Genomic DNA, 12,601 nt, shown 5'->3' with positions numbered 1-12,601 from the left:
CTTCATGCCACTACACCCACCAAGCCATGGCAAGATAGGCGAGGGCGGATAGGCCCGCAGCAATCAGGGCATAAGGCAGTTGGGTAACCGCATGCTCATACGGGCCGCAGCCAGCGCCCTGGGCTGTAAGTACGGTGGAATCGGAGTAGAAGCAGGCCTGACTGCCGAAACCGCTGGCCGAAAACAATGCACCTGCGATTAGGGGAATGCTGACATCCAGCTCGATGGCCAGCGGGAAAACGACTGGCATGGCGATGGCAAACACGCCCCAGTTCGACCCGGTGGTAAACGACACAAACGCCATGGTGATGAAGGTCAGCACCGGCAAAAGTTGGGGGGTCATGTACGGCGCTACCGTCTTGATCACATAGTCAGTCATGCCAATAGCCGTGTTGGCTTCAATGAAGGTAAACACGGCAATGAGGATGCACAAAACCGGCACCATGACACGCAGGCCTTCTATCAGGGTATCCAGCATCTCGGTCAACGACATCACACGCTGCACCGTGTACTGCACCAGTGTGAGCATGATCGCCGCCATCACGCCCATCAACAGATCGATATCGAACCAGATGGTGAAAAAGATCAGGGTGCCCAATGGCACAAAAAAAAGTGAGGCGCTGGACTCGCTGGCATCCCCGGCCTCGTAAGTGTCCCGTATCTCCAAGTTCTCAGAGCCGGTCGGCGCAAGCTGCCCGGTGGTTTCCGCCCGGTGCTCGGCCTGCTTCATGGCGCCGAGCAAGGGCACTACGCCCAGAATAACGAGCGGCACGAGAAGCACGGCAAGGAAGGGGTACACCATGTAGGGAATGGACTGGATAAACACCTCTATCCCGGAGCCTTCACCCGCCACACCGTTTTTCTCCAGCAGTCCCGCGAAGTAAACGGCCCAAGTGGAAATAGGAATGATCAAACAGATCGGTGCCGCGGTTGAATCCACGACATACGCCAGCATCTCACGGGAAGTACGGTAACGGTCCGTTACCGCCTTCATGCTGGAGCTCACAGTCAGGGAGTTGAGGTAGTCATCCAAAAAAATGACCAGACCCAATGCCCAGGTCCACAGCAGTCCGCCGCGCTTGCTGCTCACACGCCGCGTGACGATTCGGCCGAATGCATTAGCACCACCACCCTTCACGATCAGCGCAATAAATGAGCCATAGAGCGCGCAGACCAGCACCACCCAGGCTACGTCACGGTCCTGCATTACGGTGAGCACGGCCTCCGATAGCTCGCCCAAGAAGCCCCATCCAGCCGTCATTATAAAGGCCACAATGGTGCCGGCGATCAGAGATTCCACAGTGCGATGGCTACGGATTGCCAGCGCCAGCACCACAGCGGTGGGCAGTAAGCTCAGCGCCCCAAATTCAACGTCCAACGGCATCCCCTAACCCGATCTAAGCCGCAATTGTACTTATGCGTGCAGAGGCTGGCGACTGTCGCTATATCCATCCGGTAATTTGCAAGGCCATTGCTAGTAACGAATCGGTCTTAAAAACACAGGGCCACGCGCGGCAACTGTGACGTAAACACCCTAATGTTTGTGTGGTTTAAGGAGTTGCAACTTATGAAACGGCACTATTTTTCGTCAAACAGCCTTGCCGATCTGGAAGCGGTAGAACGCGAACTGGAAGAAGCGGGCATCACCTCCCCCCAGCTTCACGTGCTCAGCCTGGATGACGCAGGCGCAGAACGGCATGGCCTGCACACCGTTGAGGCGGTACTGAAGAAAGACGTGGTCAGGGGCACTGCACGCGGCGCCGCCATTGGCATAGTGGTTGCTGGGATGGTACTGGCTGCGGCTTACCTCACGGGGATTACAGAAACCACCACCTGGGTGCCGCCCACCTTCCTGGCCATTGTCGCCCTGGGGTTTTGCACTTGGGAGGGCGGCCTGATCGGGATACAGGAACCCCACGTAGATTTTCGCCGCTTTGAAAAGGAACTGGCGCAGGGCCGGCATATTTTCTTTGTGGATATCGACCCCGAGCAGGAAGGAGCGCTTGGCGCGGTCGCCGCCAATCATCCAATGCTGACCCCCGCAGGCCAGGGTGAGGCAACGCCGAAGCTGGTGATACAAGGGCGCAATGCCTTTGATCGGGTGATGAAAGTCGCACCTTGATACCCCTACCGCGCCGCGACCTGTTCAGCTAATTGGTCTGCTGCACCCTAACTTGCGAGCCAAATGACCGAGCGGGTATCGGCGCACAGCACTGCAGCACTACTATCTTTATTGCACCGCTAGAATAAGGATAAGTTCATGTTTGAGAACGAACACCCGGCGCGCCGCGCTGCGCTGCTGTCGCGCGAATATGTGCGCACAAAGAATCGGGAAGGCTGGCTGGGCCTGTATGCCGACGATGCCATTATCGAAGACCCCATCGGAGTCTCCCACATCGACCCTGAGGGCAAAGGTCACCGGGGCCAGGCAGCGCGCGAGGCGTTTTGGGACAGCTTTATCGCGCCGGCCAATATCGACATCGTCATCAACCACTCCTACGCGGCCGGCAACGAGGTTGCCAACCACATCGAAATCACCATTGTGATTCCAGCCGGCGACGGCAAGGCGATTCAACAGAAAGTGTTTGGCGTGTTCACCTACCACGTCAACGATGAAGGCAAGCTGCTGTCCCTGCGTGGCTATTGGGACGTCAACGACCCCATCAATGCCCTCACCGAAATTCCCTGGGATGAATCTCAAAGCGCTTGAACTGACGTATCCTTGCTGAAGCGTGCCCCAGGGCATGCCCATTGATACCAGTAAGGACATAACTATGAAGACTCTGATTGCCGCCGGCTCGCTGTTGCTGGCTGCCGCCCTCCCCCTGGCTGCACAGGAGCCATCGAGCGCACTGCAGGCTGCCGTGGACAGCCGCAGCGAAGAAGACAAGGCTCGCGACACGTACAGGCACCCGGCCGAAACCCTGGCATTTTTCCAGGTAGAACCCGGTATGACAGTGGCTGAAGCCCTTCCTGGCGGCGGCTGGTACACCCGCGTTCTGGCGCCCTACCTGGGCAGTGAAGGCAGCTGGTACGGCGTGAACTATGCAGACACCATGTGGCCGCTGTTCGGTTTCTTCTCCGAAGAACGCATTGCACAGCGCATTGCCAGCACAGCCAAGTTTCCCGACATGGTCGCTGAGATTACTGATAACGGCATCAACGCGCAGGGCTTTACATTCGGCACTGTCCCCCCAGAGCTGGCGGCCACGGTGGACCGAGTACTGATGGTGCGCGCCCTACACAATCTGAACCGTTTTGAAGAAAGCGCAGGCACCCGCTCCCAGGCCCTGGCCGCCACCCGCTCGCTGCTGAAAGACGACGGTATGGTTGGCGTGGTGCAACACCGCTTGCCCGAGTCAGCTGCAGCGGAAGGTGCTGACGGCAGTCGCGGCTATCTGAAGCAGTCTGATGTGGTTGCAGCCTTTGAAGCCGCCGGCTTCGAACTGGTTGCCAGCAGCGAGATCAACGCCAACCCCAAAGACGTCCCGGGTGCAGAAGATATAGTCTGGCGCCTGCCGCCCAGCCTGAACGGCAGTGCGGAGGATCCCGAAAAACGGGAAGCCATGAAAGCGATCGGTGAGTCCGACCGCATGACTCTGCTGTTCCGTAAAGCGCCATAGGGCTGCCTACCTCCCCCACTGCGCGGCCGGCACTCGCCGCCCGCGGCTCACTCGTTCACACGCGTGAGGCGTCAAACTTTATAGCCTCCGCATAATAAAACCCGCTTCGCTCCGCCAACGGCAGCCCGATCAGCCATTCGGCAATGGGCCGCTCACTCAAAATTTGCCCATAGCTTCGGAGGCCGGCCGGGCTTGATTTATGCGTCTCTCCCCACAATAATAAGAATGATTATCATTTGTGTTAGTGAGGTAAGCTCAATGTCATCCGCCGGCCGCTACAACTCAATGCTGGACTACATTCGTCTTGGACTCGCAGTGCGCTATGCCCTAGCGCAGGACGAGATATCGATGATTATTCGATTCCTGTGCCACGATGGTGGTAGAGACCTGAATGATCCCGTTGCGAGCATAGGGCATTTCGATCATCAGCTTGAGCTGCTAATAGAGGCGGCCTGCGACCACAGCATTCCGCCCCATTGGCGGCACGCCTGTATGGATAACCTTTACAGGCCCCTGTTCGCATTAAGGCAGTTTTCGGAAGATCCTTGCGTAAGACAACAAATCGCGGTGCGACTTCAACAAATTCGCACAATAGCGTTGCACTAATTTCGCCAAAAGAGAGGTATCGCACCATGACGACACGCCAGGAATCCGACAGCTTGGGCACCGTGCAAGTACCAGCAGATGCACTCTATGGCGCGCAGACTCAGCGGGCGGTTGAAAACTTCCCCATCAGCGGATCGAGTTTACCTGAGCCATTCATACGAGCTTTGCTAGTCGTAAAATCCGCGGCTGCCCATAGCAACATTGCACTCAAGTCCATTCCCGCGGAGATTGGCGAAGCTATTCAGGAAGCCGCCAAGGCACTTTTGGCAGACCCCGGCCTGATGCGTCACTTCCCCGTTGACGTCTACCAGACCGGATCGGGCACCAGCACAAATATGAACGCAAACGAGGTGCTCGCAACCAGTGCTGCCATGATTTGCGGCCTGGATGTGAGTCCCAATGATCATGTGAACTGCGCGCAGAGCAGTAACGATGTCATACCCACCTGCATTCACGTTAGCGCTGCCATCGCGCTAACGCGAGATCTGTTACCCGCTATTGCTCATCTGGAGTCTTCTATTCGCGAAAAAGCGACGCTCGTTCATCATCACATCAAGACGGGCAGGACGCACCTCATGGATGCCATGCCTGTCAGACTAAGCCAGCCGCTAATCGCCTGGGCTGATCAACTGGCGGCGGCAAGCCTGCGCCTGGAAAACCTTATGCCGGAGCTGCTTGCCCTGGCCCAGGGTGGAACAGCAGTAGGAACGGGGGTCAATGCCAGCGACGACTTTGCCCAGGCATTTTGTTACCGACTGGCTGCAATGACCGACTTGCCGTTCACTGTCGCTGCAAATCCGTTTACGCGAATTGGCGCACAAGATGTCTCTGTGGCGTTATCCGGCGCATTGAAAGCCCTGGCAACTACTGTCATGAAAATCAGCAATGATCTGCGTTGGATGAACTCTGGCCCGCTGGCTGGGTTCTCCGAAATTGAGCTCGAGGCGCTGCAACCCGGCTCATCCATCATGCCCGGCAAGGTCAATCCAGTCATTCCGGAGGCGGCGGCCATGGTATCTGCCCAAGTGGTCGGCAACGACGCCGCCATCACAGTAGCGGGGCAATCCGGCAACTTTGAGTTGAACGTCATGCTCCCACTCATCGCACATAACCTGCTGTCCTCGATAGAGAGTATGGCCGGCGTTCTACCCATACTGGCAGATCGCGCCATTGCTACCTTCAAAGTTAACGGAGCTTCTCTTGAGTCAGCACTGACGCGAAACCCTATCCTGGTGACTGCGCTAAACCCGATTATTGGATACGCAGAAGCTGCCAGAATTGCGAAGCTGGCTTACAGCGAAGGCTTGGCCATCATCGATGTGGCAGTACGTGAAACCGCTATCAGCCGCGCAGAGCTCGCACAGCTGCTTGATCCGGCAGGACTGACGGGATCACCAGACTGAGGGCTACTCCTGAAGGACCGCCTCAAAAGTCTCTAACTCTGGATGACCGAGATAAGTACCCTTGGGTGTACTCGCCTGCGCATGCGCTTTGCGGAAATGATCTGAGTCGACCCAGGCATCAAATGCTTGCCGAGACTGCCACTGGGTATGCGAGGCATAAAGCACATGGTCGTCCCGCTCGGGGCCTTTCAGCAGCGCGAAAGAAACAAAACCGGGGACTTCGCTGAGGTAAGATTCCCGTTGTCTCCACACAGCCTCGAAGCCGCTCTCAAAGCCCTTGGCGATCTGGAACCGGTTCATTGCTAAAAACATACTACTAACTCCGCGTTTTCAAATAAGGATTATCAGACGATTCAATCGGTGATGATGTTCAACCAGTATGTCGGTTTCATAAACATGGCTGAGTAGGTCGGCTGTCATGACATTGGCCGTGACGCCTTCGCCGGCAACGTGACCCCTGTTCAACAAGAGGATGCGGTCCGCGAAGCGTGCGGCGAGGTTTAAGTCATGCAGCACCGCGACAACGCCGAGGCCCGATGCTGCCCCTCGTCGCACTGACTCCATCAGTGCGATTGAACACTTCACATCGAGATTAGATGTGGGCTCATCGAGCAATAGGTAGCGGACCGAGTCGCTGCCTGGTGGACGCCAGACCTGCAATAAGCCTCGGGCGTACATGACTCGTTGCTGCTCGCCACTGGAAAGCGTATTGAAGATGCGGCCAGCCAGGGACGCTGTATTGGATTGCGCCAGAACTTCGGCCAGCGCCTGCGTGATCCAGCTGCGATCCACAAGGCGCTCGGGCCAACCCAGTTCGACAACATCGCGCACCGTGTAGTCAAAGGCCATCGTCGCAGCCTCACTAACGACGGCACGGTGCTCGGCCTGCTCACTGACGCTAATCGCGCTGAGACAAACCCCATTGAGAGTAGCGCTGCCAACACTGGGCCGAATATCTCCCGCGAGAGCCCGCAGCAGTGTCGACTTACCCGCACCATTGGGTCCCAGCACAACCAGCACCTCACCCGGGACAACTGCCAGGCTCGCATCGCTGAGCAAGGTATTGCCATTGCGATGAATCGTAATGCCGCTAACGCAGAGACTCATCGGCGAACCCTCGTGATCAACCAGAGGAAGAACGGCGCGCCTATTGCGCTGGTAATAAGGCCAACGGGAAGCTCCGCAGGACTTACAAGCGTTCGCGAACCCAGGTCGGCAAGCACCGCCAGTGCTGCACCAAATACTGCACACCCGGGTAGCAGGTACCGATGCTTCACACTGATCAACAGCCTGACCAGGTGCGGCACAACGAGACCGACAAATCCGATAATGCCTGATACGGCGACACCGGCACCCACCGCCGCTGCACCTGCAAACACAATACGGCGCTTCAACTGGTTCACATCAACACCGGCATGCTGCGCTGCTACCTCGCCCAGCTGGAGTTGATCCAGTCGTCTTGCCGTCGTGCCCAAAACGGCTGTGGCTAGAGCAATCAGCACTATAGCTGGGAGCGCCTTGGACCAACTGGCGCCACCGAAGGATCCCAGCGTCCAGAACGTCAGGGTACGCAGTTGCCCGTCATCGCTCAGGTAAGTGAAGGCGCCGATACCCACGCTGCTGATTGCATTAATAGCGATACCCACCAAAAGCAGCACACCGACCCCCTGATCAGCGCGTCGACCAGAAGCAAACCAATAAAGGCTTGAGGTCACTGCTGCAGCCCCTGCGAACGCTGCACACGGTAGCGCGTAGGGGCGAAGAATATTGGGCATTGAAAGCTGATCGCTGAGCACTATCATCGCCACAGCGCCCAGAGCTGCACCACCGGAAACCCCGATTAACTGGGGTTCTGCCAGCGGGTTACGGAACAGGCCCTGTAGCGCGGCTCCCGTCATTGCGAGCGCCGCCCCCACGAATGCAGCGAGAACCACACGCGGTAGGCGTATATCCCAGAGCACCCTTTGCTGCAGCTCCGAGAGCGATTCACGGCCCAGCACCGCCGAGATGATAGGAATCTCCAGTGCGCCACTGGAGATAGCCAGCAGGCAGGCAGCAGCTAGCCCTGAAACCAGCCACAACAGACGTTGGTATTCGGAAGACTTGCTGGTAGGCGTTAGGCGCTCGGCGTTTTCAGTCTCTGCCGTTGGCGTCATGACTCACCGGTACCTGCATCGCGCTATTCATCTCATCGAGGTAGGTGCGCAGCTCCTGCGCCGCTGTTACGGTTCTCAGCCCGAAGCCGAGCATCGCCATACCGTCCAACGAGAGCACGGCGCGACTCCCAGCCGCAGGCGTACTCGCTAGTGCAGGGTGCGCAAGCAGTCGGTCGATGCCACCTGCAGATTTCAAGCCGCGCTCAGTAATGACGATAATGTCCGGTTTAGCAGCGGCAAGCGCTTCCGCTGATACGGGCTTCCAGCCCTCGAAATCCAAGACGTTCTCAACACCTGCCAGTGCAAGAAACCCGTGCCCCGAGGTGTCTGCGCCCGCCGCTATGGGTGCGCCTTCTTCCATGTTCAGGATAACCAAGCCCCGCTCAGGCGCACCAGACGGTACTGGCGCTTGGGGCAGCGCATTGATGATTGCCCGGGCGCGATCCGCCTCGGCAACCACGTCGCCTACGCAGCGAACTTTCGCCACTATGCCACTACGGTCAAAGCGCTCGGGCACGGCCACGATGGGCACCCCCACGCGGCTGAGTTGCTCCAGCACGTTGGGAGGGCCCATGTCATGCTCGCCAAGCACCAGGGTAGGTGCCAAAGAGAGCATACCCTCAGCTGACAAGTTTCTGACGTAGCCCAACTGAGGAAGCTCGCGCGCCTCCGCCGGGTAGTTAGATGTGCGATCCACACCCACGATCCGTTCGCTGACGCCAAGCTCAAACAATATCTCCGTGATGGAGCCGCCCGCAACAGAGATTCTCGAGCTGTCTGCCACAGGCTTGCAATCGTTGGCATGCGCCGGCGACCACAAACACAGCAGGCTCGCAAAAATTGCAACGCTTGGTAACAGTCTCCGCGCAACACCGATGCGCTGCATCAAAAGTCGGCCTGCCACGTGAGCGCGAGGCGCAGGTTGCGCCCGGGTTCGCTCACGCCCTCAAATACGCGCTCATAATCTTCATCCGCTACATTATTGACCCCTGCATCAATGCGCCACCCGGGCATAAAGCTGGGCTGCCAAGTTGCATAGAGATCGACCAAGGTATAGCTGCCACGACGCTCAATCGTTTCGAGATCACCGGTTGGGCCCTCGGCCACTCTGGAAAAGCTATCAGCGTACTGAATGCGTGAACCCAGGGCGGCATCCCACGCAGGCAATCGCCAGCGCAGATCGACGTTCACACGATCTGGAGTGAGAACGCCCAGGTCAGCACCACTGTCATTGTTTTCCCCATCGATAGAACTGTATGCCATCACCGCCAGGAAGCGCTCGCTGTCATACCTGGCCTCTAACTCATAACCATCAATCTCAGCGCTCGCGATGTTTTGGCTGAAACTGGTGCCCGCCGAGCAGGGTGCGAATGGAGGGGCAAAACACGTACGGTCGAAGGCAAAGTCCACGGAGAGGTCGATCAGGTCTTCGATATCACTTCTGTAATAAGAAGTTTTCAGAGAGACCTGATCACCGCTTGATACTACATCCGCAAAATCCAACGCAAAGCCCAGTTCGATCGACTCCGAGGTCTCTGCAGACAGGTCCGGGTTGGGAACAAATTCATTGGTGATGAATACGGGCGGTCCAAGAACCGGATGGGGCAAACTAAAGTGAGTGCCACTTAGGAAGGTTTCATTGACCGAAGGCGCCCGAAAGCCCTCCGCATAGCTGGCGAAACCACGGAACCAATCGACGGGCCCATAGCTCATCGCCAGCCGCGGCGAAACGGCATCATCATCGACATCCTCAGAATCGAGGTCATCGGCCTCGCTTTCATAACTGTCATAGCGCACAGCCGGGATAATTAGCAGTTCACCAGGAAGGCCTAGTGGACGCTGGAACGAAGACTCCAGTTGAACAAATACGCCCAGAAAGTCCGAATCGCCATTAGGCACACCGCCGCGCAGTCCATCATCAGCGGCATTGTCCCGGCCCTTCTGAGCGTCGTTGTACCAATCACCGCCAATCGTGAGCCTGTGATTGTTATCACTGTCCAAGCGCGAGGCGTTTCTGAAAGTTACGCCGTCCGTGTCAATATCGCGAAGTACCCGCCGGGAAGTCCCAATCTCTGCCTCGTCGACAGCAGTTTCAGACCGGTAAAGCGTCAGCGTAGAGTCTACCCACGGTGTTTCCGGTGCAAACCGGGCGGTGAGACTGTACGAGTCAGCATCGATGTCTTTGTCCACCAGGGTGCCGGGGTCTGCGGGGTCACCCTCATTGATACCTTGCCCATTGTTTGGCTCGAGCGCCGTGTTACGGAACAGAGTGTATGACGCCTCCAGTTCCAATGAGTCTGATACGGCATACGAACCTTTGAGTAATGCGCTGTCGATATCGTCGTCACTGCCAAGGGTATCGCCAGACCCGAGCTCAATATCTCCGGAGTCGCGCCAACTGTAGCTGCCCAAAAGATCGAGACCACCCTCCTTGTAATACAACGTGGCGCCCAGGTTGGTCTCTTCATTGACGTCCTGATAACCGGCACGAAAACGACCGCCAAAACCACTATCACCGCGCAACAGGTCCGCCGCGTCCAGCGTCTCGAAGGCCATTACACCGCCCACTGCGCCGCTGCCATACAAGCTGGACGCAGGACCTCTAACAACCTCCGCTGAGCGCAGCAACTCTGGCTCAACGAAGAAGCGGCCGTCATGAGCCGACGAAAACGACTGCCGCGCGCCATCGATCAATATCAGTACATTGTCGCCGCCCCGCCCCCTAATAGCGGGTGATTCGCCGGTGCGCCGGGGCCCACCCGAAAACTCGACGCTGGGCACGTCGCGCAGCAAATCAGACATGGTGGAAGGCACAATATTATCAATAGCATCGCGGTCTATGACCGACACCTGCCCGGGGTATTCGAACAGACTGGTTGCGTTGCTGGTGCCATAGACGGTGACCTCTTCCAGACGCGGCTGAGGGTCTTCATTGCCGGGTTGCGCCAAAGCAAGGCTCGCTTGCGCCACCGCGGCGACAAGCACCGCAGTGCGGGTTCGTGAATACATGGTAACTCCGAAGAACTTCTATTTGATAATTGTAATGATAATGATTCTCAATACTATAAACAAGTCATCGGTACCAGATGGACAGACTGGTATTGCCAGCCAAAGGTGCAAGTCGGTCAGGGCAGCCATCTGCAGTGCAGTGCACCGCCGCTGTGATCGAAGGTTAGCGCTGGCGCCTGCCGCCCAGCCTGAACGGCAGTGCGGAGGATCCCGAAAAACGGGAAGCCATGAAAGCGATTGGTGAGTCAGACCGCATGACCCTGCTGTTCCGCAAGGCACAGTGAGTGAAACGCGGGGCTTTCGGGTCCCGCGCCTAGATCAGAAAGGGCCGGGTCATCGATTCGGCCTCTTCCCACAACCGTGCTGCCATCGCAGCATCCGTCATGTGATTTGGCCCCACCACCTGCACCGGATTGCAATCCTCAAAATACGCACCCGACACCTCGGCCAACGCGGGCGCGGTGGCTACATACACTTGTGTAGCGGCACCCTGTGCCGGCGACTTGGCGATCACACCACCAAATAGTTCGAACGCGCCACGGAGCAAGGCGGGTGCCGTGCGGGCGATATTAGTTTGGACCAACCCGGGGTGTATGGCATTGGAGGTAATGCCCGTGCCCTCGAGCCGCTTGGCCAGTTCCAGCGAAACCAGCGCATTGGCGAGCTTGGAGCGCCCGTAGGCCTCCCCGGAATCGAATACCCCCTCGCCCCTGAGGTTGTCGAAGTCGATACCCACAGCAGGCGCCTGGCGGTAGCCGGAGCGACTGCTGACGTGCACCAGCCTCCCCTGCGGTAGAGATCGCATCATGGGGAGCAAGTGATTAATGAGCACGAAATGGCCGAGCACATTGACGACGAAGATTTTCTCAATGCCATTGACCAGCTCAAGCTCACCAAAGGTATTGATGCCGGCGTTTAATACCACCGTATCGGGCACCACCCCCAGCTCTGCCACCGCAGCGGCGCAGTCTACGGCCGACTGGAAGTCCGATAACTCCAGCGCCAGCGGCGTGGCCTTGCCCTCCACCGAGGCGCAGGCGGCCGCCGCTTTCTCCAGGGTGCGTCCGGTGCCCAGCACATGGGCGCCCCGCAGGGCTAATACACGCATGGTCTCCAGACCCAGCCCGGAATTACAGCCGGTAACAAGAACCACCCTGCCGGACAGATCCATGCCTGCTGTCACCTCCTCACCGGTGGAGTCCTTGCCGTAGGGACCTACCGGGAGTGCCGTATCGATGGTGACCTCCGCCTCATCGCCCCCACAGCCAGTGAGTGAAAGGCCCGCGGCTGCTGAACCCGCTGCTAAGAACTGTCGTCTGTTGATGCCCATGCCTGCTCTCCCAATACCTGAACCGGCAGTGTAGGACAGGCGCGCCATCGGTGCCGACCTGTATTTTCTGCTCAACCATGAAATAACCATTGGTTATTAATAGAAAGATTTAAATATCATGACGTTATTTCTTGTTTGCACAACAGTGCTTTCTATACTGGAGCTGTGGCGCGCCCGCTGGTCTCTCATGGGGATGGAGCCTGCGGCGCGTTGTTCACGATTGAGGGGCAGGCATCTAGCGCCTGAACAATGGTTACCGGCCAGGGGGCGTGGACCGAAATCCCATCGGTTAATTCCTGCACCCGGAATACAACAACAAGCATCTACCCCTGCTGCGCTGTGGCACCGCCACGGCGCTTTTTTTTTGGCCTGCAAATCCTGTGCTGGCTTTCACACATTTTGCCAACACACATGCGCGAGTATTGCGCTATTCTCTCTCTCTTTGCTGGCGTATTGCGCCGTACCAGAACAGCT

11 protein-coding genes and 2 pseudogenes are annotated in these 12,601 nt (G+C 57.7%); 6 read left to right on the top strand and 7 right to left on the bottom strand.

The window, feature by feature from the left end; genetic code table 11:
* Nucleotides 1-10 precede the first annotated feature (10 nt).
* On the bottom strand, nt 11-1,378 hold the full coding sequence (locus IE089_RS11750) for a Na+/H+ antiporter NhaC family protein (protein WP_229802727.1): 1,368 nt from the start codon (nt 1,376-1,378) through the stop codon (nt 11-13).
* 189 nt (nt 1,379-1,567) lie between these two features.
* Here IE089_RS11750 and IE089_RS11745 point away from each other — a divergent pair, with 189 nt between their 5' ends.
* The 5 genes from IE089_RS11745 (at nt 1,568) to IE089_RS11725 (ending at nt 5,632) form a co-directional block, all read left to right on the top strand.
* Nucleotides 1,568-2,122 carry an NAD/FAD-utilizing enzyme gene (locus tag IE089_RS11745; RefSeq protein ID WP_189477999.1) on the top strand — a complete coding sequence of 185 codons (555 nt, stop codon included), beginning with the start codon at nt 1,568-1,570 and terminating at the stop codon, nt 2,120-2,122.
* Between the two features lie 138 nt (nt 2,123-2,260).
* Nucleotides 2,261-2,710: a nuclear transport factor 2 family protein gene (locus IE089_RS11740; RefSeq protein ID WP_189477998.1), complete on the top strand. Its 450-nt coding sequence runs from the start codon at nt 2,261-2,263 to the stop codon at nt 2,708-2,710.
* A 64-nt stretch (nt 2,711-2,774) separates the two neighbouring features.
* Nucleotides 2,775-3,623 carry a class I SAM-dependent methyltransferase gene (locus IE089_RS11735; protein WP_189477997.1) on the top strand — a complete coding sequence of 283 codons (849 nt, stop codon included), beginning with the start codon at nt 2,775-2,777 and terminating at the stop codon, nt 3,621-3,623.
* A 258-nt stretch (nt 3,624-3,881) separates the two neighbouring features.
* Entirely contained in the window at nt 3,882-4,229 is a 348-nt protein-coding gene (locus tag IE089_RS11730; protein WP_189477996.1) for a hypothetical protein, read from the top strand.
* 26 nt (nt 4,230-4,255) lie between these two features.
* On the top strand, nt 4,256-5,632 hold the full coding sequence (locus IE089_RS11725; RefSeq protein WP_189477995.1) for a class II fumarate hydratase: 1,377 nt from the start codon (nt 4,256-4,258) through the stop codon (nt 5,630-5,632).
* Nucleotides 5,633-5,635: 3 nt separating this feature from the next.
* Here the strand turns inward: IE089_RS11725 and hmuQ are convergent, their stop codons facing one another.
* From hmuQ to IE089_RS11700, 5 genes and pseudogenes are all read right to left on the bottom strand, one after another.
* Nucleotides 5,636-5,944, bottom strand: a complete 309-nt coding sequence (gene hmuQ, locus IE089_RS11720; RefSeq protein ID WP_189477994.1) for a heme-degrading protein HmuQ — start codon at nt 5,942-5,944, stop codon at nt 5,636-5,638.
* 18 nt (nt 5,945-5,962) lie between these two features.
* A pseudogene (locus tag IE089_RS11715) lies at nt 5,963-6,676 on the bottom strand (ATP-binding cassette domain-containing protein); the annotation flags it as partial.
* 59 nt (nt 6,677-6,735) lie between these two features.
* Nucleotides 6,736-7,788, bottom strand: coding sequence for a FecCD family ABC transporter permease (locus IE089_RS11710; RefSeq protein ID WP_189477992.1), 1,053 nt, complete (start codon nt 7,786-7,788; stop codon nt 6,736-6,738).
* Complete coding sequence (locus IE089_RS11705; protein WP_189477991.1) at nt 7,766-8,572, bottom strand: heme/hemin ABC transporter substrate-binding protein; 807 nt, start codon at nt 8,570-8,572, stop codon at nt 7,766-7,768. Before IE089_RS11705 ends, IE089_RS11710 begins: the two co-directional genes overlap by 23 nt.
* Before the next feature lie 101 nt (nt 8,573-8,673).
* Nucleotides 8,674-10,797: a TonB-dependent hemoglobin/transferrin/lactoferrin family receptor gene (locus IE089_RS11700; RefSeq protein WP_189477990.1), complete on the bottom strand. Its 2,124-nt coding sequence runs from the start codon at nt 10,795-10,797 to the stop codon at nt 8,674-8,676.
* Between the two features lie 170 nt (nt 10,798-10,967).
* Here IE089_RS11700 and IE089_RS15860 point away from each other — a divergent pair.
* A pseudogene (locus IE089_RS15860) lies at nt 10,968-11,081 on the top strand (class I SAM-dependent methyltransferase); the annotation flags it as partial.
* Between the two features lie 29 nt (nt 11,082-11,110).
* Here IE089_RS15860 and IE089_RS11695 read toward each other — a convergent pair.
* A complete protein-coding gene (locus IE089_RS11695; RefSeq protein ID WP_189477989.1) occupies nt 11,111-12,127 on the bottom strand; it encodes an SDR family NAD(P)-dependent oxidoreductase in 1,017 nt (338 codons plus the stop codon).
* Between the last annotated feature and the right edge of the window lie 474 nt (nt 12,128-12,601).

It is taken from the genome of Parahalioglobus pacificus, from assembly GCF_014652275.1.
In the GTDB taxonomy this organism is placed as follows: domain Bacteria; phylum Pseudomonadota; class Gammaproteobacteria; order Pseudomonadales; family Halieaceae; genus Parahalioglobus; species Parahalioglobus pacificus.
The sequence above is the reverse complement of the archived record's forward strand: the minus strand, read 5'-3'. Positions and strand labels throughout refer to the sequence as shown.

What these genes read in the sequence shown, in the direction of transcription:
- IE089_RS11725 (WP_189477995.1), top strand. Translation starts at nt 4,256, where the DNA reads ATGACGACACGCCAGGAATCCGACAGCTTGGGCACCGTGCAAGTACCA.
- IE089_RS11695 (WP_189477989.1), bottom strand. Translation starts at nt 12,127, where the DNA reads ATGGGCATCAACAGACGACAGTTCTTAGCAGCGGGTTCAGCAGCCGCG.
- hmuQ (WP_189477994.1), bottom strand. Translation starts at nt 5,944, where the DNA reads ATGTTTTTAGCAATGAACCGGTTCCAGATCGCCAAGGGCTTTGAGAGC.
- IE089_RS11730 (WP_189477996.1), top strand. Translation starts at nt 3,882, where the DNA reads ATGTCATCCGCCGGCCGCTACAACTCAATGCTGGACTACATTCGTCTT.
- IE089_RS11735 (WP_189477997.1), top strand. Translation starts at nt 2,775, where the DNA reads ATGAAGACTCTGATTGCCGCCGGCTCGCTGTTGCTGGCTGCCGCCCTC.
- IE089_RS11710 (WP_189477992.1), bottom strand. Translation starts at nt 7,788, where the DNA reads ATGACGCCAACGGCAGAGACTGAAAACGCCGAGCGCCTAACGCCTACC.
- IE089_RS11700 (WP_189477990.1), bottom strand. Translation starts at nt 10,797, where the DNA reads ATGTATTCACGAACCCGCACTGCGGTGCTTGTCGCCGCGGTGGCGCAA.
- IE089_RS11745 (WP_189477999.1), top strand. Translation starts at nt 1,568, where the DNA reads ATGAAACGGCACTATTTTTCGTCAAACAGCCTTGCCGATCTGGAAGCG.
- IE089_RS11740 (WP_189477998.1), top strand. Translation starts at nt 2,261, where the DNA reads ATGTTTGAGAACGAACACCCGGCGCGCCGCGCTGCGCTGCTGTCGCGC.